General features: G+C 61.2%; 24 protein-coding genes and 1 pseudogene. 6 read left to right on the top strand and 19 right to left on the bottom strand.

Annotated features, from left to right (window positions below):
- Positions 1 to 3 precede the first annotated feature (3 nt).
- From RWJ89_RS02535 to RWJ89_RS02515, 5 genes are all read right to left on the bottom strand, one after another.
- Complete coding sequence (locus tag RWJ89_RS02535; RefSeq protein WP_316030528.1) at positions 4 to 999, bottom strand: aldo/keto reductase; 996 nt, start codon at positions 997 to 999, stop codon at positions 4 to 6.
- Positions 996 to 2,000, bottom strand: coding sequence for a sugar-binding transcriptional regulator (locus RWJ89_RS02530; protein WP_020047143.1), 1,005 nt, complete (start codon positions 1,998 to 2,000; stop codon positions 996 to 998). Before RWJ89_RS02530 ends, RWJ89_RS02535 begins: the two co-directional genes overlap by 4 nt.
- 1 nt (position 2,001) lies before the next feature.
- A complete protein-coding gene (locus tag RWJ89_RS02525) occupies positions 2,002 to 2,994 on the bottom strand; it encodes an ABC transporter permease (protein WP_222357728.1) in 993 nt (330 codons plus the stop codon).
- Positions 2,995 to 3,022: 28 nt separating this feature from the next.
- The gene (locus RWJ89_RS02520) at positions 3,023 to 4,561 is read right to left on the bottom strand and encodes a sugar ABC transporter ATP-binding protein (protein WP_316030547.1); all 1,539 of its coding nucleotides are present in this window, start codon (positions 4,559 to 4,561) and stop codon (positions 3,023 to 3,025) included.
- 69 nt (positions 4,562 to 4,630) lie between these two features.
- Positions 4,631 to 5,659, bottom strand: coding sequence for a substrate-binding domain-containing protein (locus tag RWJ89_RS02515; protein ID WP_316030527.1), 1,029 nt, complete (start codon positions 5,657 to 5,659; stop codon positions 4,631 to 4,633).
- 381 nt (positions 5,660 to 6,040) lie between these two features.
- On the opposite strand from RWJ89_RS02515, the gene RWJ89_RS02510 reads away from it, so the two are divergent.
- Both RWJ89_RS02510 and RWJ89_RS02505 read left to right on the top strand, forming a co-directional pair.
- Complete coding sequence (locus RWJ89_RS02510; RefSeq protein ID WP_316030526.1) at positions 6,041 to 6,475, top strand: DUF2231 domain-containing protein; 435 nt, start codon at positions 6,041 to 6,043, stop codon at positions 6,473 to 6,475.
- Positions 6,475 to 8,049 (top strand): PQQ-dependent sugar dehydrogenase, encoded by a 1,575-nt coding sequence (locus tag RWJ89_RS02505; RefSeq protein WP_316030525.1) that lies wholly within the window; start codon positions 6,475 to 6,477, stop codon positions 8,047 to 8,049. The genes RWJ89_RS02510 and RWJ89_RS02505 overlap by 1 nt, the downstream gene beginning before the upstream one ends.
- 97 nt (positions 8,050 to 8,146) lie before the next feature.
- Here the strand turns inward: RWJ89_RS02505 and RWJ89_RS02500 are convergent, their stop codons facing one another.
- The 12 genes from RWJ89_RS02500 to RWJ89_RS02445 form a co-directional block, all read right to left on the bottom strand.
- Positions 8,147 to 9,088, bottom strand: a complete 942-nt coding sequence (locus RWJ89_RS02500) for an ABC transporter ATP-binding protein (protein ID WP_316030524.1) — start codon at positions 9,086 to 9,088, stop codon at positions 8,147 to 8,149.
- 22 nt (positions 9,089 to 9,110) lie between these two features.
- Positions 9,111 to 9,746, bottom strand: a complete 636-nt coding sequence (locus RWJ89_RS02495; RefSeq protein ID WP_316030523.1) for an ABC transporter permease — start codon at positions 9,744 to 9,746, stop codon at positions 9,111 to 9,113.
- Positions 9,743 to 10,375 (bottom strand): ABC transporter permease, encoded by a 633-nt coding sequence (locus RWJ89_RS02490; protein WP_003550062.1) that lies wholly within the window; start codon positions 10,373 to 10,375, stop codon positions 9,743 to 9,745. The genes RWJ89_RS02495 and RWJ89_RS02490 overlap by 4 nt, the downstream gene beginning before the upstream one ends.
- A gap of 37 nt (positions 10,376 to 10,412) precedes the next feature.
- Positions 10,413 to 11,231, bottom strand: a complete 819-nt coding sequence (locus RWJ89_RS02485) for a phosphate/phosphite/phosphonate ABC transporter substrate-binding protein (protein WP_316030522.1) — start codon at positions 11,229 to 11,231, stop codon at positions 10,413 to 10,415.
- Between the two features lie 6 nt (positions 11,232 to 11,237).
- Entirely contained in the window at positions 11,238 to 12,242 is a 1,005-nt protein-coding gene (locus RWJ89_RS02480) for an ornithine cyclodeaminase family protein (protein ID WP_316030521.1), read from the bottom strand.
- Between the two features lie 117 nt (positions 12,243 to 12,359).
- Positions 12,360 to 13,247, bottom strand: coding sequence for a glycine betaine ABC transporter substrate-binding protein (locus RWJ89_RS02475; RefSeq protein WP_032990827.1), 888 nt, complete (start codon positions 13,245 to 13,247; stop codon positions 12,360 to 12,362).
- A 114-nt stretch (positions 13,248 to 13,361) separates the two neighbouring features.
- Entirely contained in the window at positions 13,362 to 14,867 is a 1,506-nt protein-coding gene (locus RWJ89_RS02470) for an HAL/PAL/TAL family ammonia-lyase (protein ID WP_316030520.1), read from the bottom strand.
- The gene (hutC, locus tag RWJ89_RS02465) at positions 14,864 to 15,631 is read right to left on the bottom strand and encodes a histidine utilization repressor (protein WP_170269059.1); all 768 of its coding nucleotides are present in this window, start codon (positions 15,629 to 15,631) and stop codon (positions 14,864 to 14,866) included. Before hutC ends, RWJ89_RS02470 begins: the two co-directional genes overlap by 4 nt.
- Positions 15,628 to 16,476, bottom strand: a complete 849-nt coding sequence (locus tag RWJ89_RS02460; protein ID WP_316030519.1) for a MaoC family dehydratase — start codon at positions 16,474 to 16,476, stop codon at positions 15,628 to 15,630. Before RWJ89_RS02460 ends, hutC begins: the two co-directional genes overlap by 4 nt.
- On the bottom strand, positions 16,473 to 17,279 hold the full coding sequence (locus RWJ89_RS02455; RefSeq protein ID WP_316030518.1) for an SDR family NAD(P)-dependent oxidoreductase: 807 nt from the start codon (positions 17,277 to 17,279) through the stop codon (positions 16,473 to 16,475). The genes RWJ89_RS02460 and RWJ89_RS02455 overlap by 4 nt, the downstream gene beginning before the upstream one ends.
- Positions 17,276 to 18,826, bottom strand: coding sequence for an acyl CoA:acetate/3-ketoacid CoA transferase (locus RWJ89_RS02450; protein ID WP_316030517.1), 1,551 nt, complete (start codon positions 18,824 to 18,826; stop codon positions 17,276 to 17,278). The genes RWJ89_RS02455 and RWJ89_RS02450 overlap by 4 nt, the downstream gene beginning before the upstream one ends.
- 100 nt (positions 18,827 to 18,926) lie before the next feature.
- Positions 18,927 to 19,952, bottom strand: coding sequence for a YeiH family protein (locus tag RWJ89_RS02445; protein WP_316030516.1), 1,026 nt, complete (start codon positions 19,950 to 19,952; stop codon positions 18,927 to 18,929).
- 101 nt (positions 19,953 to 20,053) lie between these two features.
- Here RWJ89_RS02445 and RWJ89_RS02440 point away from each other — a divergent pair, with 101 nt between their 5' ends.
- Positions 20,054 to 20,977, top strand: coding sequence for a LysR family transcriptional regulator (locus RWJ89_RS02440; RefSeq protein ID WP_316030515.1), 924 nt, complete (start codon positions 20,054 to 20,056; stop codon positions 20,975 to 20,977).
- A gap of 120 nt (positions 20,978 to 21,097) precedes the next feature.
- Positions 21,098 to 21,183 (top strand): annotated as a pseudogene (locus RWJ89_RS33215) (type II toxin-antitoxin system VapC family toxin); the annotation flags it as partial.
- 45 nt (positions 21,184 to 21,228) lie between these two features.
- Here RWJ89_RS33215 and RWJ89_RS02435 read toward each other — a convergent pair.
- Positions 21,229 to 22,041, bottom strand: a complete 813-nt coding sequence (locus RWJ89_RS02435; RefSeq protein WP_410056100.1) for an AraC family transcriptional regulator — start codon at positions 22,039 to 22,041, stop codon at positions 21,229 to 21,231.
- A gap of 258 nt (positions 22,042 to 22,299) precedes the next feature.
- Between RWJ89_RS02435 and RWJ89_RS02430 the strand changes: the two genes are divergently transcribed.
- Together RWJ89_RS02430 and RWJ89_RS02425 are read left to right on the top strand one after the other, a co-directional pair.
- Positions 22,300 to 23,016 (top strand): SDR family oxidoreductase, encoded by a 717-nt coding sequence (locus RWJ89_RS02430; RefSeq protein WP_168280908.1) that lies wholly within the window; start codon positions 22,300 to 22,302, stop codon positions 23,014 to 23,016.
- 262 nt (positions 23,017 to 23,278) lie between these two features.
- Positions 23,279 to 24,193, top strand: a complete 915-nt coding sequence (locus RWJ89_RS02425; protein ID WP_077977058.1) for a DMT family transporter — start codon at positions 23,279 to 23,281, stop codon at positions 24,191 to 24,193.
- Between the two features lie 3 nt (positions 24,194 to 24,196).
- Here RWJ89_RS02425 and RWJ89_RS02420 read toward each other — a convergent pair whose 3' ends face one another.
- Positions 24,197 to 25,447: a DUF763 domain-containing protein gene (locus RWJ89_RS02420; protein WP_316030513.1), complete on the bottom strand. Its 1,251-nt coding sequence runs from the start codon at positions 25,445 to 25,447 to the stop codon at positions 24,197 to 24,199.
- Positions 25,448 to 25,457 lie beyond the last annotated feature (10 nt).

The raw sequence follows: 25,457 nt of genomic DNA, 5'->3' as shown, positions 1-25,457 counted from the left end.
CCGCTACCTGTCCATGTCAGTCAGTTTCGCCGCTATGGCCGTATCGATGGCAGCAAGCTCGGCCGCATCTAGCCGGATCGTCCCCGCCCGCGCATTGTCGAGCGCTTGTGCCGGATTGCGCGCCCCGCAAAGTGCAAAGGTGACGCCCGGCTGCGCCAACGTCCAGGCAATCACGATCTGGGCGATGCTGGCGTCGTGTTTTTCGGCGACCGGCCGGATGGCGTCGGCCAGCGCTGTTGCCTTCTGGCGGTTGTCGACCGAAAAGCGCGGATTGCCCTTGCGCTGGTCGTCACCTGAGAACACCCGGTCCGGACCGATGGTGCCGGACAGCAACCCCAGCGCCAGCGACGAGTAGCTCAGCGTCGCAATGCTGTTGGCCTTGGTCAGCGGCAGAAGCTCCGCCTCGATCTCCCGGTCGATCATGCTGAACCGCTCCTGAATCGCGTCGAGACCACCGACAGCGATATAGGCATTGAGGTCGTCGGGACTGACATTGCTTGCGCCGATCGCCCGGATCTTGCCCGATGTGCGCAGGTCTTCCAGCGCCCGCATCGTTTCCTCGATAGGGGTCGTCGGATCTTGCCAATGGGTGATGTAGAGGTCGATATAGTCGGTTCCAAGCCGCCTCAGGCTTTCCTCGACCTCATGCAGGATCGCGTCGCGGCCGAGATAACGGTGCACCGGCTTGCCGTCCTGGTCGAAAAAATGACGACCCTTCTGCGTATGCCAGACAAGGCCGCATTTGGTAGCGATGACAGCCTTGTCGCGGCGCCCGCTCAGCGCCTTGCCGACAATCTCCTCGGAACGTCCAAGCCCATAGGCCGGCGCCGTGTCGATCAGCGTCACGCCGGCATCGAGCGATGCCTGGATCGCCGCGATGGATTCGGCCTCGTCGCTCCCGCCCCACATCCAGCCGCCGATCGCCCAGGTGCCCAATCCCACCGCCGAGGCGGAAACGCCCGATTTGCCGATCTCACGTGTCAATTGCTGTCCGCTCATGCCCATTTTCTCTCCCCATTCGCCAATGCCAGCACCCGCGCACCCGTCGCCTCATCGGTCACCAGCGTATCCAGATGATTGCCGCGCAGAACGCTGAGGATCGGGCCTGCCTTGTTCGGCCCGCTCGCCACACCGATCTTGGTGGGGATCGAGGCGAATTCCGGCAGCGTCAGCGACACCAGCGAACGGTTGAGGCTGTAGTCGCAGATCTGGCCATGATCATCGAGCAGATGCGCCAGCAACTCGCAGGAGGCACCGGACCGCTCGATCGCGGCGCGGTCGGTGCTCGAGGACGGATGCAGGTCGTAATAGCTCGAATCGTCCGAGAGGATCGAGCCGATGCCGACCACCGCCACCTTCGCCTCACGCGCCCGTTTGAAAACGTCTGCGACGGAACGCATGTTGATCAGCATCGCCCGCTGCTCGGCATCGTCGGCAAAGAGGGGCGCATGGATTTGGTAGGAACGCCCCCCAAGCCGGTCGGCCATCAAGGTCGAGACATGGTTGACGTCGGTATAGTGTTTACCCTGGACGCAGCCGGTTACTGGAATGACCTCGACATTGAACCGACGCGGCGGCTGCAGACCGGCAACGACGGCGCTCACCCCTTTGCCGCCGGTGATGCAGATCGTATCGCCATCGGTGATCTCTTCCAGCAGCAACCTTGCTGCTGCTTCGCCGACGGCTTGAAGCGCCGTCTGCGGGTTGTCGGACACTGTCGGCACCACCACGGCGCGGCCGATGCCGCCAAGCGCTTGGAGCCGTTCTTCCATGTCGACCAGCGGCTCGACCGGCGACTTGATCTTGATCTCGACTAGGCCGAGCTGGCGGCCGCGCTTGATCAGGCGGTTGACGGTGGCGTGCGAGATGCCGAGCTGATCGGCAATCTGCGCCTGTGTCAGTCCCTCGAGGAAATGCAGGACCAGAGCCTGGTGCATCTGCCGGGCGATGACGATTTCCTCGCGCGGCGCATTTGCGGGTTTGAGCTTGGCTATCGGCATATCAGGCAGCCTTCCGCTTGTGCAGGAAATGGTCGATCGAGACGGCGGCAAGCAGAATGCAGCCTTTGATCATGTCTTGCCAATAGACAGACACGTCGAGCAAGATCAATGAGCTTGTGACGACCGACAGCAGGGCAATACCAAGAATTGCTCCTAGGATCGTGCCGGAGCCACCATTCAGCGACGCACCGCCGATCACCGCGGCTGCGATGATGTTGAGTTCCATGCCGACGCCAAAGGTCGGGGTCGCGGCACCGAAGCGGGACATGTAGATCACTCCGGCAACACCTGATAGCGTAGCGCAGAGCACCGTCACCCAGAACTTCACCTGGTTGGTCTTGATACCGGAATAGAGCGCCGCCTTCTCGTTGCTGCCGGTGTAGAACACCTTGCGGAAGGCGGTTGCCCGGCGCAGCAGGAAATCGAACAGCACGACGACCGCTACAAAAATCAGGATCACATAGGGGACGCCATAGAATGTGCCCTGCCCGACCGCCTTGAACGAGGGCGGAAGCGTGAACAGCGACAGCGGCGTGCCCTTGGTGATGATCAGGCAGATACCGCGCACGATGACCATGGCCGCAAGCGAGGTGATGAAGTGGTTGAGCCCGACGATTGTGACGAAGAAGCCCATGACGCAGCCGATCAGGCCGCTGGCAACAATGCCGATCAGGGATGCGCTCCACGGATCGAGCCCCATCAGGAACAGCGAGCCCGACAGCACCATCGAGAAGCAGACGACCGAGCCGACCGACAGGTCGATGCCGCCGACGATCAACAGGATGGTCATGCCGACGACGACGATCCCTTCCACCGAAAACGACATCAGCATCGCCCGGAAGTTGCCGAGCGTCAGAAAATGCGGCGAGGCAAAGCTCATGACGATGCAGAGCGCCAGGATGATTGCGATCAGTCCCGCCTCGCGCATCGTCCCTAGCCGTTTCCAGCCGGGCGCGCGTGCCTGATGTGCCGTTGCCAATGTAGCGTCCGCCATTACCCTGTCTCCTGCCCCTGCTTTTTCCCTACGCGGCATGCTCTGATGCCTTTGAATTGTTGTGGCCGCCGATACCCGAGGCGAGCCGCATGATCGCTTCCTCCGTCATCGCCTCGCCCTCGACCTCGCCTGCCACGGTGCCCTCGTGAATGACCAGCACCCGGTCGCACAGACCGAGAAGCTCCGGCAGTTCCGACGAGATGACGACGATGCCGATACCGGAGCGCGCGAGATCGCGCAGCAGCCGGTGGATTTCCGATTTGGCGCCGACATCGATGCCGCGGGTCGGCTCGTCCATCAGGATGACCTTCGGATTGACCGCCAACTGCTTGGCAATCGCCACCTTCTGCTGGTTTCCCCCCGACAGTGACGACACCGGCATGTCGATGCCACCCATCCGCACGCCGAGCCGCCGGACCAACTTGTGGGCACGATCCGCCTCGGCCTTGGAATTCAACAGTCCCAGCGGTCCGGTCAGCGATTTCAAATCGAGAACGGCAATGTTCTGGGCGATGGAAAGATCGAGGAAAATGCCGGAGCCTTTCCGGTCTTCCGACAGGTAGACGACGCCCGCACGCGCGGCCTGCGCATAAGACCGCGCCCGCAGCCGCTGTCCATGCAACTGCACATCCCCTTCAATCACCGGCCGCAATCCGCAAATACCTTCGGCTATCTCGGTGCGGCCCGAGCCGATCAGCCCGCCGACGCCGAGAATTTCACCCTTGCGCAGGTCGAAGTTCACATCCGTGAAACGACTGCCGTCGCTGAGATCGCGGACGCTCAGAATGAGCTCGTCGCTCCGCTCCGCCTGCGCCTGCTTTTCCGGATAGAGCTGGGTGATCTCGCGCCCGACCATGCGGCGCACCACATCATCCGGCGTCACGTCCGCCACTTTCTCGGTCGAGACATAACGGCCATCGCGAAACACGGTGACACGGTCGCACAGGCTGAAGATTTCGGCCATGCGGTGGCTGATATAGATGATCGAAATTCCCTGCGCCTTGAGGTCGCGGATGATTGCGAACAGGATCTGCGTCTCCGATTCCGTCAATGCCGCCGTCGGTTCGTCGAAGATCAGCACCCGGCAATCGAGCGTCAGCGCCTTGGCGATCTCGACAAGCTGCTGGCTGGAAATCGACAAGTCGCCGACTTTGCGGCGCACGTCGATCGACGCCAGACGGTTCATCACGACCTGCGCATCCCGCTCCAGCCGGCCATAATTCATGAAAGGCGAGCGGCGGCGGTTGGTCGCGGCCATGAACATGTTCTCGGCCACCGTCGCATCGGGGCAAAGCGCGATTTCCTGATGCACGAGGCCAAGCCCGAGCGATTGCGCCACGGCCGGCGATGTTACCTTTACCGGCGCTCCATCGACGAGAACGTCCCCCTCGGTCGGCTGCAGCACGCCAGCAATGATGTTCATCAGCGTCGACTTGCCCGCGCCGTTTTCGCCGCAAAGCGCATGAACCTCGCCCTTCTCCAGGCTGAAGCTCACCTCCGTCAACGCCTTCACCGCCCCGAAGTGCTTGCTGACACTGCGGATTTCCAGAACCGGCACCAACGCCATCATCGTCTCCTCGTCACGCTCGCGGTGGCTGTCCGGAGTTTCCTGCCGCCGGACAGCCGACACAAAGGTCTACTCCTCGATGCCTTTGGTGCCCCGCCGCTTCAGATACTTGTCCCAGTAGAAGTCGTCGGCATTGGCAGCCGTGACAATCGACAGGCCGTTGTCGACGAACGGAATGCTCATCGGGTTGAAGCCGACGCGCTTGGCGTCGTTCATCGGGTCGATGAGTTCCGGATGCTTGGCAAACCACAGGAGCATGAAGCCCATGTAACCCTGCATGCCCTGGTTCGGATTGATCGAGCCGAACACTTCGCCCGCCTTGATCATGTCGAGGATGTTGGCGTTGACGTCGGCGCACATCACGAGGATCTTGCCGCCGCTTTCCTTGTTGGCCTGAGAAGCGCCGATGGCCGAGTTCGCTTCCGGCATGAAGACGGCGCCGATGTTCGGATGTGCCTGCACCAGGCTCATCAAGCCCTGATAGGCCTTGTTCGGGTCCTGGTTGGACGCAGCGCGGCCGACCAGCTTCATGTCAGGATATTTTTCCTCCATACGGGCGATGAAGGCGGCGATACGCTTGTCGTGGTTGTCCTGGCCCGGATTTTCCAGAACGGCATATTCACCCTTGCCACCCATCTTTTCGGCAATCGCGTCGGCCGCATAGGTGCCTTCGCGGGTATTGTCCGACGTGACGAACGAGATTCGCTTGGAGAGCGGCGCATCAGCCGCGAAGGTCACCACCGCCGTGCCCTGGTCGATCGCCCGGTTGATCGGTTCGATGAACGGGTCGGAGTTCATCGGGTGAACGAGAATACCGGCCGGGTTCTGGGCCAACGCCTGGTCGAAAGTGGCGATCTGCTTGTTGACGTCATATTCCGGCGTGCCGGTATAGGCGGTCTCGCAACCGAGCTGCTGACCGGCCTGCTTGAACATTTCATAGACCGGGAACCAGTATTCGACGCCCGATACCATGACGTTCATGACGTATTTTTCACCGGGCTTGCAGCGGAACGGATTTTCCGCGTCCGCGCTGGCCACGCCGGCGAAAAGCGTCGATGCGAGGACCGCCAATGCGGTCGTGCTTAGAAATTTGCGCAAGTTTCCTCCTCGAGGCCGAAGCCCCTCCCAAATATCCGGCGGCGCCTCAGCGGCTGCCGATGATCCATTGAAGACCGGAGTTCCTCCTCGAAGTCCGGTATGGGCAGATAATCGCAACGTCAGAGTGCTGTCAATATAATTCATGCCGTGAAATATATTTCACGAAAGACTGTGTGGCGGAATGTCGATAGCGCCTTAGGCGTTTGGAAGGCGTAGTGTTTGATTCTCGTGCTTGGATTATTACCGCTAACAGGGGACAGAGCAGGTGAGCAGTTATTTGAGTGACGAAGGTTGCTCTTTCGAAGGAGCGGCAGCGGAACCATCTGCTCTCGCCGCGGGTTGGATAGGAATCCTCAAGCTCTCAGTCCCACGGAGCATGCCATGGCTATATCCGCCAGCAATCGAGACTCGGCCGCCTATCCGATGCAGTCGCTCTTTGTCCCGTTTCCCTTCGTCTGCTTCACGCTCGCGCTAGCGACCGATATCGCTTTCTGGCAGACCGGCAATCTGATGTGGCAGAATTTCTCTGCATGGTTGCTGTTCGCCGGGCTTATGTTGGGCTCACTTGCGATTCTGGCCGGATTGATGGATCTGATGCGTCCCCGCACCCGCCCTTTGCGGCCGCCGCTCCTATCCGCCCTCCTCTATCTGATCATACTGAGCCTCGCCTTTGCCAACAACCTTATCCATGCCGGCGATGGATGGACGGCCGTAGTCCCATATGGACTGATGCTTTCGGCCCTCACCTTTGTCTTGTGCCTGGTGGCCGCAGCAGTTTCCGCTCGAAAATATGCCAGACTGGCCTGGAGGATATGATGATGAAGTCCCCGATTCTCGGCGCTTCGGTTCTGTCGATATCTCTCGGCGTCGGTCTTGCCGCTTACGCCCAAAGCGGAGATTTTGATATCTCTCAGCAGATCGGACCGAATCCCGTCCTTCCGGAACCAACCGCCTCCCTGCTGCCTGATCTGAAGGTAGCGGAGGTCATTGGCTGGAAGGATGGTGAGACGCCGGCCGTTCCGAACGGTTTGACGGTCACTGCTTATGCCAAGGACCTCGCCAATCCGAGGACAGTCCACACCTTGCCGAACGGCGACGTACTGGTGATTCAGTCGCGCGGCCCATCAGGCGAACCGACGTCACGGCCGAAGGATTTGATCCGGGGCTGGATCATGTCGATCGCTCGTGGCGGCGGCGGCGAGCAGAAGGAAAGCAACGTCATCACACTGCTGCGTGATGCGAACCGCGACGGCACGGTGGATGAGAGGCACGATCTCCTCAAGAAACTCGATTCGCCGTTCGGTGTCGCCTGGGTCGACAACACGCTTTATGTCGCCTCGACGTCCGCCATTCTCGCCTACCCCTATGAACTTGGGCAGAATGAAATCACCGCCCAACCGAAAACCCTGACGCCCCTGCCCGGTGGTCCGATCAATCATCATTGGACCAAGGATCTGGCGCTGAGCCCCGATGGGCAGATGCTTTACGTCTCGGTCGGCTCGAATTCCAACATCGCCGAGAACGGGCTTGAGGCGGAAAAGGGCCGTGCGGCGATCTGGCAGGTCGACCGGCACACCGGCGCGGCGCGCGTCTTCGCCTCAGGTCTGCGCAATCCGAACGGCCTCACCTTCAACCCTGAGACAGGGACTCTCTGGACGGTCGTCAACGAGCGCGACGAACTCGGACCGAACCTCGTTCCCGATTACATGACCTCGGTCATGGAAGGTGGCTTCTATGGCTGGCCATGGAGCTATTATGGCAAGCATGTCGATGCGCGCGTGCATCCGCCGCGTCCGGATATGGTCGAAAGGGCGACCCCACCGGATTATGCATTGTCGAGCCATGTCGCCGCGCTCGGACTGACCTTCTCGATGAATTCAGCGCTGCCGGCCGCTTACGCCAACGGCGCCTTCATCGGTGAGCACGGCAGTTGGAATCGGGACAGCTTCAACGGCTACAAAGTCGTATACGTGCCATTCGAAAACGGCAAACCATCCGGCAAGGCGCAGGACGTCGTCACGGGCTTTATCCAGGGCGACCAGGCGAAGGGGCGGCCGGTCGGCGTCGAAATCGACGGGACGGGAGCGCTGCTCGTCGCCGATGACGCCGGCAATACCGTCTGGCGCGTATCGTCGTCCGACGGCAAAATCACGCCGCAGCCAATCGGCACAGACCAGGTAAAATTGCAAGCTGCGACAAATGCGGCGAGAGATCAGTCTCCCGAGGTAAATCCAAACATCGGAGCGGAGATGACGGGGTCGGCCGCTCAATCCCAGCCGCCGCAGGCCTCGCCCGATAACCGCCCGACCGGCCTGGAACCACCTACCGGCCAACAACAGGATGAGCGCCGGCCTGCGCAGATGCAGATTGCCCCCGCATCCGGTCCCTAAATTCGGAGGTGCCGAATCCGAAGCTCCGCAGGGAGCCTGCGGCCATTCCGACCACAATTCCGGGCGCAGGACCGCTGTGCACTTTGGTAGAATTGCTCTACAGCCGATTGGCGCGCAATAAGGTGTCACGAGACAAATATCCCGCACGCGTCCCGTCGGCGGCTCTGACGTGCAGGCCCGGCATTTCGCCGGAGAGGATGAGCGCCAGGGCGTCGTGAACTGTGGCATCAGCGGCGATCTCGGCATCGCCGTTCGATGGTTCCGGCGCGGTCATGATCATCGATACGGTAATCAAGCTCAGCCTTTTTATGGCTCGGTCGGGGCCGAGGAAACTCTCGACGAATTCATTGACGGGACGCGCGAGGATTTCCTGCGGGGTATCATATTGAAGGAGGCGGCCATCCCGCATGATGGCGATGCGATCGCCCATCTTGATCGCCTCATCGAGGTCATGGGTGACGATGACGACGGTCTTCTTCACCTTCCTCAGAATATCGCGGAATTCGTCCTGAAGCCGAACGCGGGTGATCGGATCGATGGCGCCGAACGGTTCGTCCATCAGCATGATTGCTGGGTCGGCGGCGAGCGCACGCGCGAAACCGACGCGCTGACGCTGCCCGCCCGACAATTCGTGTGGCAGGCGCTGCCGCATGATGGCCGGATCAAGACCCACGAGATCCAGCAGCTCGTCGACCCGGCGATCGCTGCGCGCCTTTTCCCAACCAAGAAGCCGCGGCACGGTCGCGACATTGCGCGCGATCGACATATGCGGAAACAGACCGACTTGCTGAATGACATAACCGATGCTGCGGCGCAGCTCTTTCTGATCGACCCGGGCGATATCTCTGCCATCGACCAGCACACGCCCCGCCGTGGGCGTCTCCAACTGATTGATCATCCGCATGGTCGTGGTCTTGCCGCAGCCCGACGGACCGATCAGGGCAACCGTCATACCGGTCTCGATCAGGAGATCGAGATTGTCGACCGCATGCGAGCCGCTTCCGTCGTAATTCTTCGTAACATGGTCGAGATGAATCATCCTGATATCCGCTTTCGGCCGCTTAGCGCCGTTGAGTGAAGACGCGCTCCAGGGCGCCGAACGCCAATTCCGCAAAGATCGCGAGCAGGGCGATCGGAACCGCTCCGACGAGAAGACGCGGCATGTTCATGATCGCAATGCCGGCATTGATGAAATCGCCAAGCCCGCCGCCGCCGATGAAGGAGGCCAGCGCCGCCCCGCCGATCACCTGGATGGCACTCGTCCTGACGCCCGACAGAATCGACGGAACGGCCAGAGGAAGTTCGATCTCCCACAGCATCTGCCCGGCGCTCATGCCCATTCCATCTGCCGCATCGATCACCGCGGCGTCGATCTCGCGGATGCCGATGATCGTGCTCAACAGCAGCGGCGGCACGGCAAGGACGATGAGGGCGACCACCGACGGCAACAATCCGATGCCGAGGAACGGCATCGCCGCCGACAGGATCGCAAGGCTCGGTATGGAGCGCAAGGCGCCGGCAATATTGACCACGGTAAAGGCGGCGCGAGGTGCCCGTGCGACGGCAAATCCGAGTGGCACGGCGATGACGAAGGCGATGCCGAGCGATAGGACGCACATCAGCAGATGGCGATTGAAAGCATTGAAGAAGGTGCCGGAGTTGTTGAAGATCCAGCTGAATGCATCGATAACGATCATGCTGCTTTACCTCCACTGCGCCGGCGCAGCAGCTTTTCGAAGGATGCAAAACAGTAGTCGGCAAAGAGCGCCAGAAATGACGTCAGCAGCCCGCCGGCGATGATCTTTTCGGGGAACCGCTGGTCGATGCCTTCGAAAATAATGACGCCCAGCCCGCCGGCATTGATATAGGCGGCAACGGTCGCGATGCCGATGACCGTCACCATGGCAATGCGGATACCGCCGACGATATAGGGCATCGCCAGCGGCAGCTCGACTTCCCAGATCCGGCGCGCCGTGCCGTAGCCCATGCCATCGGCAGCTTCGAGTATGTCACGCGGAATTGCCTGAAAGCCCATGCCGATATTGCGGATCAGGATCATCAGCGAGTACGCGGCAAGACCTGTTATAGCGGGTGCCGCTCCGATCCCCATGATCGGGATGAGAAGAGCAAACAGCGCCAAGCTCGGCACGGCGAACAGGATACCGGTGAAGATGATGATAACCGCGAAGCTCCGCGGCCGCCTTGCCGCCCATATCCCGACGATCAGCGAGATCACCAGGGCAATGCCGACCGAGGAAAAAACCAGATACAGGTGCTCCAACAGCGCTTCGAATAGCCGGTCGAGGTGTTTAGGGACCCATTTCATCGTCGAGACCTCCGCGCCCGGGCGCTCGTCCGCCTGTCTACCATGAGATCCCCAATCTGCGATCGGCCTCGTCGGCTCTCTGCGGCAGGACATCGTAGGCCGACGGAGCGACCGCCGAAAATCGCCTGAGGCCGAGCCGTTCCAAAGCCGCCGCTCCCTCAGGCGTTTCATGCAACGTCACGAGGCTCCGCTGTAACGCTGAGGCGATGTCCGTTGGCAATGTTTGCGCGGCAACCAACAGCGGCGCGGGAAGCGGATCAGTCGTCGCCAGAATACGAAGACCATCGATCGCGTCGCGTTCGTGCAGCGACAACAATTGGAACGCATAGGCGTCGATCGCGCCCGCATCGATCCTGCCATCCTTGAGGGCTGCGACGATGCCTGAGGGGTTGAGCAGCGGTCCAACCGTCGTGCTCTGCTTCATCGTGCCTGCAAATCGGCCGGCAAGGTAGGAGCGCGCAGCATGGTAGCCGGATTGGGAATCGCGGGCGGTCCAGCCCCAACGTGCCGTAGCGAGATCCTCCACCGCGCTCACCGGCCCGGTGGAGGCGACGAGGATGTGGCTGGCATAGAGTGGTTGGTCCACAGACCATGCTTCGCTGGAGACGGCTGCAGCAAGGGCAGTCGGTCTCGTTGCCTCGGGCATGCGCGAAAACGGATAGCCGCAGATGAAGACCGCTCCCATGTCCGGCCTCGCCCATAATTCCGACAAGGGTGCTGGTGCTGGATGGCCGATGATCTCCAGCTCGACGCCGGAACGTAGGCTGACCAACGCAAACAGCGCGTCCCACAGGCGGCGAATGCGCGGGCTGAGATTATACATTCTCGAACAGGCGATTGGCTTGAACATGACCATGGCTATTTAGGCGAACCGCAGGCGCTGACCGATATTCATCTCCCTGGCCTTCGCCACCATGGCGGCGCCGAGCGCCACGTCGGTCGTGCTGAGGCCGCGATGCCAGAACAGGATCGTCTCCTCGTCGCTCTCGCGGCCGGGTTTCATGCCGCAGACGATCTGGCCGATTTCGGCATGCAAGTTCTCGGCCGTCACCTTGCCCTCGTCGACGTGACGGCGAAGCGCTCCGAACGGCTTGCCGGGGCCGCATTGTCCCCAATCGTCGACGACGACCTTGTCCATGATATCGGTGAGATCGAATTCAAGCGCGCTCATCGTGCCATAGGGTACGACGAAGGCCCCCTTCTTCACCCATTCCGTCTTGAACAGCGGCGCCGGTTCCGGCAGGCGGCTGGCCTCGACCATGATATCGGCGCCCTTGAGGCAATCCTCCCAATTGTCGGTGACGACGATCTTCTTGCCGAGATCCGCCTCAAGACGCTTTGCGAAGGCATCGCGACTTTCCGGGCGGCGCGAATGCACGCGGATTTCATCGAAGTCGAAGAGATGATCGAGAAGGCGAACGTTCCAGTAAGAGGTTCCGCGGGCACCGATATGGCCGAGAATCTTGCTGTTCTTGCGGGCGAGATGTTTTGCGCCAAGGGCGGTCACGGCGCCGGTGCGCATATCGGTGATAGCAGTTGCGTCGATGATGGCCTTCGGCACGCCCGTGTTCGGGTCGAACAGGTTGAGAACCGCAAGCTCCGAGGGCAGATCGACTTTGTAGTTGTCGACGAAGTCGCCGACGACCTTGACGCCGGCATAGTTCAGCGCTTTGACATAGCCGCGAAGCACGTTGAAATGGCCCTTGTCGGAGCTCTCCGGCACAAGATGAACACGCGGCTCGATGACGGTTTCGCCCCTGCCCTGCGCATCCAGCGCTTTCGACACCGCATCGAGAATCTCGTCATTCGTCAGCGCCAGCGCCTTGGCATCGAGGGCGTTGAGATAATCGATCCAGATTTCCTGCATTTCCCGCTTCTCCACATTCCTGTCCGGCTGCTGAACGGACGGATTTTCGAACAAACACCTAAGAGGATCGCCACGCCAGGTCGCGGCCGGATCGATACCCGGCCGCGGGCGTGACAATCATTTCGGCAGCAGGCCGTTTTCCTTGAGGAATTCGACCGCCACGTCCTTGGCTTCCTCGTGATCGGTCTCGACCTTGGCATTGAGGACGCGCATTTTCTCGTTATCGAGATGGGTGCCGACCGCTTCCAGCAATTCGGCAACTTTCGGATTGGCCTTCAGCACGTCCTGGCGGACGACGGGGGCCACGTAGTAGGGCGGAAACAGACCCTTGTCGTCTGCCAGCGGCACGAGGTTCTTCGAGCCGATCTGCCAGTCGGTCGCGGCACCATTGGCGACGTCAATGTCCTTTTGTTCCAGTGCATCATAACGAAGGCCAAGCTTGGCAAACTGCTTGAACTCCTTGAACTCGGCGTCATAGACACGCTTCAGGCCGGGCAGGCCATCGGCGCGGTCCGGAAATTCAGCGCCGCCGCCGAAGACCAGGGTCTTGGAAACCTTGGCGAGATCCGACAGGCTTTTCAGATTGTTGGCCTGCGCCGTTTCCTGCCGGACCACGATGACGTAGCCATTGTTGATGCCGCTCGGCTTCAGCCAGGTGAGGTTGAACTGCTTGGCGTAGAAGTCCTTGACCTGCGTGTAGACCTTCTCGGCGTCGGTCGACATCTCACCCTTGACGACAGAAGCGAGCGCCGTGCCGGTATATTCCGGATAGAGATCGATCTCGCCGGCCACCAATGCCTGGTGAGCAATCAGCGTGCCGCCCAGATTGATCTTGCGCTCGACGGTGATGCCGGCATTTTCCAGAACGGCGGCGTACATTTCGGCGAGGATGAACTGCTCGGTGAAGTTCTTGCTGCCGACCTTGATGGTCTCTGCGGATGCAGGCTGGAACATGGCGGCTGCCATGATGCCGGCTGCAAAGATGCCTTTTGTCCAATTTTTCATAGTCATTCCCTCTTGTTGACTTTTCAATGAACGAACCGACGGCATTCCCCGGAATAACCGTCGGCATGACCGGTCGGCGCCCTGCCCTTCTTGCCGGGGCAGTGGCGAACCGGCTTATTGCGGGCCGAGCCCGATCAATGCGGCAATCGTTGCAAAATCCGGCCCTTGCGCCCGATCCTCTTCAAGCGCCGGGACGTGGGTGCGGACAAAGGCATAGGCTTGTGCCGATCCCTTGCCCAATTCGCCCGAGACACCTCTGAGTTCGACGGCCTGTACCGACGCGATCAGTTCGATGGCGGTGAGATAGCGCAGGCGCTCGACGATCGCCTGCGCCTTTGCCAAAACGCTCGGAGCCATCGATGCCTGGTCTTCGACGCCATCGGCGACAGGAATGGGCGAAAGCGAAACCGGCATGGCCAGATGGCGGATTTCGGCTTCCATGGCCGAGACGGTCTTTTGCACGGTCGCAAAACCGGTACGGCTCTGGCCCATCGGGGTCAGGAAACGTGGCAGGTCGGACATGCCAGGCGACATGATCTTCATGATCCGATAGGCGATGCCTGCCGCACAATGCGCCATCGCCTGCCCCAGCCTTTCCCAGGCGAGCACAAAAGCGGTCATGTCAAAATTGCCGTGTGAAAGAATGACGCCCTCGGATGCGATCACGACAGGATTGTCGCTGGAACTGACGAGCTCTATGTCGGTCGCCTGCCTTGCCTCATCGATCGCATGTCTCAACGCGCCCCAGACCTGCGGTGTGCAGCGGTAGCTCAACGGATCCTGCAGACGCCTTGCTGCATCGGCGGCAAGCAAGGAGCTGCCCGAAAGAAGCTCCATCAGCTGAGCGGCGACGCGGCGCTGCCCAAAGGCCGGCCTTGCAGCCAGAGCGCGGTCGTCGAAGGCACTGACATTGGCCCGGAACGCTTCGAAATTGACGGCAATCGCCTTCAGGGACCAATCGAAGAGCTGCTCGATATCCACAAGCGTCAAGCAGGCGAGGCCGATGGAGAGGCTGTTGGCAACAACAAGCGCATGGCCGTCCTTCGGCGCGAATTCGAGAGGCTTCAGGCCGGCCCTGTCAAGGGCGATGGCGGCCGGCAGCACTTCGCCGCCAAGCTCGATCTCACCGAAGCCCAGAAGGCCCCGGCTCATATGCGCAAGCGGAGCCAAATCCGCCGCACCGATCGAGCCCAATGAGGGGACGACAGGGTGAACACCGGCATTGATGGCGGCGATCAGACCCTGGAAGACTTTCAGCGAAACGCCGGAGCCGCCCGCCGCCATGCCGGCGGCCCTGACGGCCATCATCGCCCGCACGGATTCCCGGGCAAGCGGTTCTCCGACGCCGACCGCGCGGGCTTGCGGCACGCGCATCTGGAACGCTATCAGATCTTCCGTTGCAAGTCGGGTGTCGACCCCCGCCCCAAGTCCCGTCGTCAGACCGTAGACCGGCAGATCGCTTTCCGTATAGCGGTCGACGACGGCGCGCGCGGCCACAATCCGGGCATCGACCTCGGCGGATACCTCGATCCTTGCGTGCCGACGGGCAATTGCTGCGATGTCCTCGATCGTCGGCGGCGCCGCGCTGAAGATGATCGATGGAGAATTGGTGGCGCTCACTGTTTTTCTCCGAGAATGGCGACGGGCCTGGAGGGACCCTTGGTGGACCGTGCTTCCAGCCGATATTGCGCGCCGGGATAGTATAACAGCGCACAGGTCACGACGGCCTCACCTGACCAGGTTCTTCGAAAGACGCGCAGGCAAGGATGATCATTCCTGAGGCCCAGATATTTGCGTATCGTCGTATCCGGTTTGACGGCCTGGACGATATGTTCGAACGCCGTTATTGGAGCCACCTTCGTCAGATATTCATGCGGCGTCATGCTGCGGAAGTCGGTCGAGAGATAGTCGGGCGCGACCAGGGGATTGACGTAGCGCTCCTCGACCTGAATCGGTTGGTCGTTTTCCATGTGCACGATCAGCGAATGCATCACTTCAGCGCCGAGGATGAGTTCAAGCGCATCGGCGACGTTGGCATCCGCCTTCATCAAGCCGGCCTTAACGACCGCCGCCTTATGCTTGTGACCCCGTTCCAGTATTTCGTCGGCTATGTTGCGGATTTGAAGCAGATCGACATCGAGGTGCTTTGGCGAAACGAACGTTCCGATCCCGGCCGATCGCTTGAGAACACCCTCGAACATCAACTCCCGCAGCGCCCGGTTCGCCGTCATGCGGCTGACGCCGAATGCCGCCACCAATTCGCTTTCAGAGGATACCCGGTCTCCCGGCTGCAGCTTGCCCTCGGCGATCTCGGCCAGGATCTGCTCCTTGATCCTGATATAATGGCGCGCCTCGCCGGCGGCCGGCTTGAGCGCTTTCGTCATGACAACCTCGCCATGCCATTGTCGAGGATGGTCGCGCCCCGAGAAGCAACGAGGCCTCGGAAGCGAATCTCGGCATCGTTGCGCCATATCTGCACGGTGATCGTTTCGCCGGGAAAGATCGGCGCGCTGAAACGCGCCGCGATCGCGCTCAAACCGCTGGCCATGCTTGGATCGATGGCAGCGACAATGGCGTAGCCCGCATAACCGAAGCTGCACAGCCCATGCAGGATCGGCCGGTCAAAGCCGCTTTTGCCGGCTGCCTGCGGATCGACATGCAGCGGATTGAGATCGCCGTTCAGGCGATAAAGCAGAGCGGCGTTGTCAGGGATGTCGACATTGAATTCAAGGTCCGGCCCTCTGTCCGGGACTTTCGACAACGGTTCGGGCGAAGATCCTGCCGAGCCGCATCCACCGTCGCCGCGGCACGCATTAGTCTGGACGATGGTCGCGATCGGCTCATCACTGTCTGCGGTTGCAATCAGCCGCTCGAAGCTGACGAACATTCCTTTTTCCACGCCGCGGTCGACCACCGACAGGACGCGCGAGCGAGAGATGAGCGGCACATCGAGCGGGACCGGCCGGTGGATCGTCAAGCGATGTTCAGAATGCACCAGACGGGCCCAGTCGACGCCCGTCTGCTGCATCCATGGCCCCGGATGTGCCACGATATTGGCAAGGGTCGGCGCGGCCACGAGATCGCGTTCATAGACGTACTTCAATGCCGCGCCGGGTGCGTCGGTGCCGTAGCCAACCGACAGGGCGTAAAGGATGGCATCCCTTGCGGTAACCACATGTGTCGCCTGCGGCACCGGAAAGTCGAGGATGGATTGGGCCGACAGCGTCACGATGCGGCTCCCCCTGAAGTCGCGGGTTTGCGAACGCCACCAGACAGGCGGATACCGCCGTCAACGGAAAGCAATTCGCCGGTGACGAAGTCGGCACCCTGAACAAGCCAGACAATGGCGCCGGCAACATCTTCCGGTGTCGCGACCCGGCCGAGCGGCGCGGTTTCCGAAAATCGCTTGGCAATGGCTCCATAGGCATCCGGCCCGAGCGTGTCGCGCATCCAGCGCGTATCGATGATGCCGGGACAAACCGCATTGACGCGGATATCGGGACCGCAGGTGCGCGCCAAGGCCAAAGTCAGCGCATTCAGCGCGCCCTTGGAGGCCGTATAAGCAAGCGAGCTGCCGCCACCGGTAAAGGCAACGTTGGATGAGACATTGACGATCGCGCCGCCGCCGCTGTCCCGCATCGCTGGTACCGCCGCCCGGCACATCTGATAAGCGCCGATGACGTTGACGCCGAAAACGCTCTGAAAGTCTTCGGCCGACAATGTCTCCAGATCGAAAGGATCGGATTTGACCGTCATTGCGGCATTGTTCACCAGGGCGTCGAGCCGCCCCCATCGATTGACGGCAACCGCGACCACCCTACGGCAAGCCGCGTCATCGGCAACGTCGGCCTGGACGATCTCGACCTCCGCGCCCAGACTGCGGCAGATATCGCCGGTCTCATCGGCCTCTTTTTTGCTGCGGCTGTAGTTGACGACCACCCGGGCGCCGCCCTCGGCGAATTGCTTCACGCATGCAGCCCCGACACCCGTTGCCGAGCCCGTGACGATGATGGCGGCTCCATCGATTTTCATGGGGCAAAGTCCTTCATGGCATGGGTCGAAAACAGGCGCGCATCCATCTGCTTCAGCTGGTCCGACACCGCGATGCCCGTCGGCAGGCGGTCGAGAACATGAGCGGCAAGGTCGATACCGGGGGCAAACTCCATCAGCGTCAGGCATCCGCCAACCACCCGAAAAACGGCCCGCTCGGTGACGACGAGCTGTGACTGTCCCTCCGGTGCAAAGGCCGGGCTCGAACTGATCTGGTCGACAGCCTCGACGATCTTGCAAAGGCGGCCGTCCTGGATGATCTCGAGCCTGCCGTCGGCAACCGCAATTTCAGCGCCACCAGCCGAAAATGCGCCGAGATAGACAACATGCTTGGCCGTCTGCGAGATATTGGTGAACCCGCCGACCCCGACGATGGAATTGTTGAAGCGGCTGACATTGACCGCCCCATGCCGATCCACCTCGGCCATGCCAAGGAAGGCGATATCGAGGCCGCCGCCGTCGTAAAAGTCAAACTGTGAGGCCTGCGGGACGATGGCGGTCGGATTGACGGCAGCGCCAAAGGACAGCTCTTCGGCCGGCACGCCGCCGATGACGCCGGATTCGATCGTCACCGTATAATCGTCGAACCCCTCTTCGCTGGCGATACGGCCGATCCCGGCGGCAATGCCGATGCCGAGGTTGATCGTCGGGCGGTTCAGCGGCGCCAGTTCCAGGAAGGCGCGTCGCTGAATAATCTTATCGACCGACAGCGGCGCCGGCAGCAAGCGGCTCGCCGCCATCCGAACGCGTCCGGTATAGGCGATATTGTCGGTCTCGGCGAAACTGATGCCGTGCTGGGCCGGATCATCGCAGACGACGACATAATCGACGAGCGCCGCCGGGACACGAACGTCGTTCGGCTGCAGCGAGCCGCGCTCGGCAATCCGCTTGACCTGCACGACGACGATACCACCGGAGTTTCGGCCCGCCTGCGCCATGGCGAGCACGTCGAGCGGGAAGGCCTCGTCCTCGAAGGTGATGTTCCCGTCTTCGTCGGCCGTCGTTCCGCGCAAGAGCACGCAGTCGAGCGGCATCGACGGATAAAGCAGCCATTCCTTGCCGCGCAACGATACACGCTCGACAAGCGGACGCGGCGTCGTCGCATTCATGCGACCGCCGCCATGAAGCGGATCAATGAAAGAGCCGAGGCCGATATGGGTGACCACCCCAGGTTGACCAGCGGCAATCGCCCGATAGAGCTGCGCGATGACGCCCTGCGGCCAGCAATGCGCTTCGATCTTTTCCTCGATCGCAAGTTTTCCAAGGCGCGGCGTTCCGCGCCATCCCCCGGCAATCACGCAGGCGACCAGGCCCTCATAACCGAAGTGCCCCATGCCGCGGGTCTGACGATCGCCCGTACTGGCGGCAAACAGAAGCGTCAGGTTGCGGGGCTTTCCAGAGGCGAGGAAACGCTCCTCGACGGCGGCCGTGATGGCCTCGGGATGGCAGCATCCTCCGAAACCGGAAGCAGCGACAGTCATCCCATCTTCGAGAAGATCCGCAGCCTGTTGTGAAGAGATGACCCGCATGACGATCTATGCTTCCGCCTGACCTGTATATACAGGCTAGCTGCTGATCGTTTGGAAGGCAACCGGAATCTTTGCAAGTATTTTGGGCATATCGCCTCGATCAGACGATATTCAGCAGCCCGATCAGGCAAAGCCCGAAAGCCCCCAGCGCCAACAGCGACAGCGTCGCCGCTGCGAGGACACGCCCGCCGGTATGGGCGACGGATCTGACATCAACGGAGAGGCCCAACGCGGCCATGGCGGTGACGGTGAAGGCGGCGGAGAGAGCCGCCATCCCGGGCAGCAGCGGCGCGGGGATCGCGTCGAGGGAACGAAGCGTCGCCAAGGCTGCAAAACCGAGGATGAACCATGGGAGAACATGACGGAGATTGACTGGCGAACCGCCAGGACGGCGGCCATGAACTGCGCCGAGCACAAGGATGACGGGTCCGAGCATCATCACGCGGATCAGTTTGACGAGCGTGCCCACCTGGGTGCTGACGGCTCCGGCAGAAGCCGTGGCTGCCAGGACCTGCGGGACGGCATAGGCTGTCAGTCCCGCGAAAACGCCATATTGTACGGCGCTGAGACCAAAGAGCAGGTGAAGAAGCGGCAGCGTCAGCACGGCACCGATACCGAGCACTGCGGTAAAGGCTATCGAGGCGGCGATATCGTCGGGTTTGGCGCCGATCACCGGCGCTGCGGCGGCAATCGCGGAATTGCCGCAGATCGAGTTGCCGCAAGCAACCAACGTCGCCAGGCTGGCCGACAGCCCGAAGAGTCGCCCGATAACAAAGCTGCCGACCAAAGACAGAGCAACCAGAACGGCAATTCCGCCGACAAGCGGCAGTCCGGCCTGCCTGATGGCGGCCGTGCTGAGCGAGGCGCCGAGCAATACGACCGCAATCTCCAGCAGCGTCTTGGCGGCGAATTGGATGCCGGGAATAAAGGTCTGCGGCAGGCAGACCGAGGAGCGCACGGCAATGCCGATCAGAATGGCGAGCACGAGGCTCTCGATCCAATGCGAGCCGAAAATCATCATCTGCAGCTGTTCAACGAAATAAGCAGAGAGCGTGACTGCCACACACAGGACGAGTCCCGGCAAGACGGCGGGAAGCGACAGGGAACGTGAGGTGGAAACGATCATCGGCTAGACCTTGCGGAGGATTGTAATCTCCCACACTCAATTGTCGACTTCCATTGAATAGTTTAGTACGTTTCATTCGATAAAATCGAACGATTGAACCAATGACGTTTGAACAACTTTCCATTTTCGTAGCGGTTGCCGAACGCGAGCATCTGACCAAGGCCGCCTTTTCGATCGGGCTCACGCCCTCGGCCGTCAGTTCGGCTATCCGCAATCTCGAGACCTCCTATGGTGTCGAGCTTTTCCATCGCGTCGGACGCCGCATAGAGCTGACATATGAAGGACGGGTGTTTCTGGGGGAGGCTAGAGCGACGCTGGCACGCGCAAAAGCCGCAGCGCTCGTCCTGTCCGATCTCGGCGGCTTGCAAAAGGGTGAACTGGTCGTTTTTGCAAGCCAGACGATCGCAAGCTATTGGCTACCGGCGATGCTGATGCGTTTCAAGATCCGCTATCCGGGCATTGACCTGAAGCTGATGATTGGCAACACCACCACGGCGGCAAAAGCGGTTCTCGATGGATTGGCCGAAGTCGGCTTCGTCGAAGGCAGCGTTGATGAGCCGGCGCTGCACGTTCAGCCGCTTGCCGAGGACGAACTCCTTGTCGTCGTCGGTCCGCGCCATCCCTGGGCGCGTGGCAAACCAATTGCACCGGCAGATCTGGTTTCGGGCACAAAATGGGTCATGCGGGAAAAGGGGTCCGGAACCCGATCGGCTTTCGAGGCGGCTATTTCCAATCTCGGCATAGACCCCGCAGACCTGGCTGTCGCGCTGCAACTGCCGTCGAACGAGGCAGTCATATCGGCAGCAAGAGAGGGCCTCTGCGCCACAGTCGTTTCGGGAGCCGTGGCAGCACCGCTCTTGACGCAAGGTCTGCTGGTAAAGGCGCGCTTCCCTCTGCCGTCCCGCCAATTTGCGATCCTGCGGCATAAACAAAGACACTCCAGTCGTGCCTCGCTGGCGCTGGAAACCATTTGCCGCGAGGACAAAGCTGCCGAAGTCCAGAATTGGGATGATTGGGCGCTCTAGCTGATCCAAGCCGCCGACGGTCTTTGTCGTTGCTGCTCAAAGGCGCGTCAGCGGTACTCTCCCACGCCCGCGGGAACGGCTTGGCCTGCTTCATGGCATTATGGTGGTCGCCACGCACGACGTCATGACATTTTCAACATGGGCATGGCTTCATGGATGCCCACTTGCTGCCATCGGTGCTCCTTGATCAGCGAGCGGGCTTATGGATGACATGCCAGCCAAATCCTGAAACAATGCTATCACGAGGCTCGCTAGATTGCGCGTCCGAAACTTGTCACCGCATCGTCTGATGCGTCCGACGTCACCGGCGCAACAGGTTTCGCGCGAAGCCGGCTTGCGTCGCGGGCGGGCGGAAGTCCGAACAGCCGCCCGTATTCCCGGCTGAATTGGGACGCGCTTTCATAGCCGACGGCGAAAGCGACACGGGCGGCGTCGCCCGGAGTCTCGAGCAACAGGCGGCGTGCCTCGTGGAGACGGAACCGCTTCTGATACTGGATGGGCGTCATGGTCGTTGCCGCCTTGAAATGGCGGTGGAACACCGAAGCACTCATTCCCGTCATCCGCGCCAGATCTTCGACCTTGAAAGATTCCGTGAAGTTTTCGCGAATCCAGGCGAGCGCCCGCCTGACCTGAGACTGGCGGCCGTCGATCTGTGCGATCTGCCGCAGCTTCGCTCCCTGCGGTCCCCGCAATAGGCGGAACAGGATTTCCCGCTCAATCATTGGTGCCATGACGGAAATTTCGTTTGGCCTATCGAGAAGTCGCATCATCCGTAGAAACGCTTCCTCGAGCTGAGGATCGGTCGGACTCACGCCGAGGCCACACAAGAATTCCGGATCGTGAACATCAGGCATCTCAATCAGAAGGTCGGCGATGTTACGGGCGTCAAAGCTGAACCCGACGCCGAGAAACGGCTTCTGGAGGCTCGCTTCGGATATTCTGCCAAAGACAGGAACCTCGACCGAGGCCACGAAGTAGCTGCCCGCTCCATAGTGCAATACGTTCTCGCCGCAAGTGGTTGCCTTGGCGCCTTGTAACACCAAGCATATGACAAGCTCCGTCATGCCTGCCGTCGGCTCAGTCGTGCGTTCTGCTCTTAGCAAACCGACGCGTGGAATGGCGGTCGTCGTACGACCGCCACGCGAGTGCCTCTCGATCAGGGACCTTAGTTCTTCGCCCACATTGTCCATGCTGTTAAATTGCACCCTCCTCCAACGCGCGCAAGTCTTTCAGCAGGATTAGGCAAGAGTTCAATAGAATTTGGCACGCGGCCGGAAAGGCGCCTGCTCATATTGGACGGGCAACCAGAATGGAGAACCACCATGTTGAAGAATGCATTGATCACCGGCGCCAACAAGAGCATCGGCTTTGAAACCGCTCGACGGCTCGGGGGAATGGGTTATCGTGTTTGGCTTGGTGCCCGCGATGCGGGGCGCGGTGAGAGTGCGGCGGAAGCTTTGCGAGCTCAGGGTCACGATGTGCGCTTCCTTGAAATTGCCGTCGAGGACGACGCAAGTGTGAAGGCAGCCGCGGATCGTGTCAGACAGGAAGACGGCAAGCTCGACGCACTGGTCAACAATGCGGGCATACCCGGAGCATTCATCGACCCGGCGGATCAGACCGTAGACGACATCCGTCAGGTCTACGAGATCAACGTGTTCGGGCCGATTCGAATTACGCAAGCTTTCCTGCCTCTGCTCAAAGCAGCGGGTTCCGCCAATGTCGTCAACGTCAGCAGCGAGCTCGGTTCGCTTGGCGCCCTGACAGACCCGAAGAGCGAATTCTATGGTGTGAACAGCCTGGGCTACAACAGCTCGAAGACGGCCCTCAACGCAGTGACCGTATCGTTTTCCAAGGCCCTCGCGTCGTTCGGCATCAGGGTCAACAGCGCGGATCCCGGATACACGAAGACCGATTTTAACGGCAATACAGGCTATCGGACGGTCGAGCAGGCGGCTGAGATCATTGTCCAGCTTGCAGTCGCGAACGACGGCCAGACGGGTGCCTTCATCAATGACAAGGGCACGCTACCTTGGTGAGCCTGACTTAATGTTTAGGGCGGGCGGCGGTGCGCCCTTTTCCTAAAGACGGCCAATTTAATCGCTGGCTCCACGACTGTACGGCACGGCGCCCCGATCAGACAGGTAAGCTGTCGGTCAAGGTGAACGAAGACGGTCGCTCGCCATACCCCTATGACAAATTCGGGTACAGGCGCTTCAAACTGACCATTGACATCGGCAGTGTTAAGGCAGAAGCCGCACTCGGCCGCGCATGCGCGGCCGTTTTGCGAGGATGCCAAAGATGACGACCAAGACTGGCGTAGCCGATGCCGGAAACCTGATCATAACAGGCGTCGTGCTGATGCTGATTGGCGATCTGCTCTTTGCGCTGAACGATGCAATGGGCAAATGGCTGGTCGCCAGCTTTGCCGTCGGCCAGGTGCTGGTGATCCGCTCGGTCGGCGCTTTCATCGTGCTTGGACCAATGATCCTCCGGCAAGGGCCGATGGCCTTGTTCCGCGTCGAGCAGAAAGGCCTGCAGTTCATCCGTGTTTTCATGGCGACCTGCGATGTCGCCCTGTTCTATGCCGCCGTCGCCTATCTGCCGCTCGCAGACGTCATGACCTTCTATATGGCCGGACCGATCTATATCGCGGCGCTTTCGCATTTCTTTCTCGGGGAGAAGATCGGCTGGCGCCGCTGGCTTGCCGTTCTGATCGGCTTTGCCGGCGTCGTCATCGCGCTGCGTCCGTCCACGGCGATGCTGTCGCTTCCATCGCTCTTTGGCCTTGCGGGCAGCTTCGCCTTTGCACTGTCGCTGGTGATGAGCCGCTATCTGCGCTCGACCAGCGACACGACGCTGGTAACATGGCAGACGATCGCCGCGCTCATCACCGGCATCGTCTTGAGCATCGGTCATTGGCAGCCGGCAACGCTCATCGATTGGTCCGGCATGCTGCTGCTCGGCATCGTCGCCACCTGCGCACATCTGCTCATCACGCGCTCGCTGAAGCTCGCACCGGCATCGCTGCTCGCGCCGCTGCAATATACGCTGCTGCTCTGGGCGATCGTCCTCGGCTACCTCTTCTTCGACGATATTCCCGATGCACAGATCATCATCGGCGCCGTAATCATCGTCGTTGCAGGGCTCTTCATCTTCCACCGGAAGAATCTGAAAGAGACGGTTCCAGCTGCCGTCCCGCCCGACGGCCATTGAAAGCTAATTCCCATGGGTTTCCGGCTCCTCCCAACCGAAGACGCTCCGGCCGCCGAAATCGGCAGACTGGCGGAATTCTCCGGCGATGATTTCCTTGAGGTCGGGACCTGTCACATAGCGTTCCATCTGCCTGGACTGATCGTCCAGACGCTTGAGCGCCTGCAACTCCTCCTCGCGTCCCAGCCTGCCCTTCTGCACCGCTGATTTCATCACGGCGATCGTCTCGTCATAGACCTTGAGCGGGACCGGAAAAGGATGGCGATCCTTGCCGCCATGGGCGATCGAGAAGCGCGCCGGGTCGGAAAAGCGGCAGGGGGCGCCGTGAACGACTTCCGCCACCATGGCCAACGCCTTCACTGTGCGGGCGCCGACGCCTGGAACGAGCAGCAGCTCTTCGAAATCCGCCGGCCCGCGGTCGGCCGCGGCAGCCAGATTTCCATGCAGGCGCCGCATGTTGACGTCGCTCTCGCGGACATCATGATGGGCAGGCATGATCAGGTGCGGCAGCATCGGCTGTTCGGCAGGTTCGGGCGCCGGCTCTTCGGCACGCAGCAAGGCAGCGGCTTCGCGGATGATCCGGTCGGGCCCGAGGGTCGCGAGCAGATCAAGCTGACCACGCCGCGAGCGTTCGGCGCGCCGGTCGGCGAGGTTGACGATCTCGCCCTGGTTCCGTCCCTCGATGGCCGCATGCGGCGAATCCACGAAGCTCTCCAGCCCTTCGGACAGCCAGTGATAGCGCCGGGCCTGCCGCCTGTCGCCGTTCATGCCTTGCTGCACGACCACCCAATGGCCGTCATCGGCGACAATGAACCCGTGCAGATAAAGATCGAACCCATCCTGAAGGGCGGCGCTGTCGACCTTGGCGATGAGACGGCTCGTGGTCGCGAGCCCCTCGCCGTCGAGACCGACACGCTCGCCGATCGAGACGAGCTCCTGCGGGGTCTTGCGCGAATGCGCGCCGCGGCCGCCGCAGATATGCAGGCCGAGTTCGCCGGCCCGCGGCTTCAGCCCGCGCTTCAACGCGCCGAGAACGCTGGTGGTGATACCGGAGGAATGCCAATCCATGCCCATGACCGCGCCGAAGGACTGGAACCAGAATGGATGGGCGAGCCTGCGCAGGAATTCGTCGCGGCCATAATGATGGACGATCGCCTCGGTGATCAGCGTCCCGAGCCGCGTCATTCGGTCGCCGAGCCAATGCGGCACGCGTCCCCCGTGAAGAGGAAGATCGGCGCTGCCTGCTCGTTGTGACATTTTGCTGTGT

The organism is Rhizobium sp. 10PS4 (assembly GCF_032464805.1).
Classification (GTDB): Bacteria; Pseudomonadota; Alphaproteobacteria; order Rhizobiales; family Rhizobiaceae; genus Rhizobium; species Rhizobium laguerreae.
The sequence above is the reverse complement of the archived record's forward strand: the minus strand, read 5'-3'. Positions and strand labels throughout refer to the sequence as shown.

Bases quoted from the DNA above. Each gene is read 5' to 3' on its own strand.
- RWJ89_RS02535 (WP_316030528.1), bottom strand. From the start codon at position 999: ATGAGCGGACAGCAATTGACACGTGAGATCGGCAAATCGGGCGTTTCC.
- RWJ89_RS02530 (WP_020047143.1), bottom strand. From the start codon at position 2,000: ATGCCGATAGCCAAGCTCAAACCCGCAAATGCGCCGCGCGAGGAAATC.
- RWJ89_RS02525 (WP_222357728.1), bottom strand. From the start codon at position 2,994: ATGGCGGACGCTACATTGGCAACGGCACATCAGGCACGCGCGCCCGGC.
- RWJ89_RS02520 (WP_316030547.1), bottom strand. From the start codon at position 4,561: ATGGCGTTGGTGCCGGTTCTGGAAATCCGCAGTGTCAGCAAGCACTTC.
- RWJ89_RS02510 (WP_316030526.1), top strand. From the start codon at position 6,041: ATGGCTATATCCGCCAGCAATCGAGACTCGGCCGCCTATCCGATGCAG.
- RWJ89_RS02505 (WP_316030525.1), top strand. From the start codon at position 6,475: ATGATGAAGTCCCCGATTCTCGGCGCTTCGGTTCTGTCGATATCTCTC.
- RWJ89_RS02500 (WP_316030524.1), bottom strand. From the start codon at position 9,088: ATGATTCATCTCGACCATGTTACGAAGAATTACGACGGAAGCGGCTCG.
- RWJ89_RS02495 (WP_316030523.1), bottom strand. From the start codon at position 9,746: ATGATCGTTATCGATGCATTCAGCTGGATCTTCAACAACTCCGGCACC.
- RWJ89_RS02490 (WP_003550062.1), bottom strand. From the start codon at position 10,375: ATGAAATGGGTCCCTAAACACCTCGACCGGCTATTCGAAGCGCTGTTG.
- RWJ89_RS02485 (WP_316030522.1), bottom strand. From the start codon at position 11,231: ATGGTCATGTTCAAGCCAATCGCCTGTTCGAGAATGTATAATCTCAGC.
- RWJ89_RS02480 (WP_316030521.1), bottom strand. From the start codon at position 12,242: ATGCAGGAAATCTGGATCGATTATCTCAACGCCCTCGATGCCAAGGCG.
- RWJ89_RS02475 (WP_032990827.1), bottom strand. From the start codon at position 13,247: ATGAAAAATTGGACAAAAGGCATCTTTGCAGCCGGCATCATGGCAGCC.
- hutC (WP_170269059.1), bottom strand. From the start codon at position 15,631: ATGACGAAAGCGCTCAAGCCGGCCGCCGGCGAGGCGCGCCATTATATC.
- RWJ89_RS02455 (WP_316030518.1), bottom strand. From the start codon at position 17,279: ATGAAAATCGATGGAGCCGCCATCATCGTCACGGGCTCGGCAACGGGT.
- RWJ89_RS02450 (WP_316030517.1), bottom strand. From the start codon at position 18,826: ATGCGGGTCATCTCTTCACAACAGGCTGCGGATCTTCTCGAAGATGGG.
- RWJ89_RS02445 (WP_316030516.1), bottom strand. From the start codon at position 19,952: ATGATCGTTTCCACCTCACGTTCCCTGTCGCTTCCCGCCGTCTTGCCG.
- RWJ89_RS02440 (WP_316030515.1), top strand. From the start codon at position 20,054: ATGACGTTTGAACAACTTTCCATTTTCGTAGCGGTTGCCGAACGCGAG.
- RWJ89_RS02435 (WP_410056100.1), bottom strand. From the start codon at position 22,041: ATGACGGAGCTTGTCATATGCTTGGTGTTACAAGGCGCCAAGGCAACC.
- RWJ89_RS02430 (WP_168280908.1), top strand. From the start codon at position 22,300: ATGTTGAAGAATGCATTGATCACCGGCGCCAACAAGAGCATCGGCTTT.
- RWJ89_RS02425 (WP_077977058.1), top strand. From the start codon at position 23,279: ATGACGACCAAGACTGGCGTAGCCGATGCCGGAAACCTGATCATAACA.
- RWJ89_RS02420 (WP_316030513.1), bottom strand. From the start codon at position 25,447: ATGTCACAACGAGCAGGCAGCGCCGATCTTCCTCTTCACGGGGGACGC.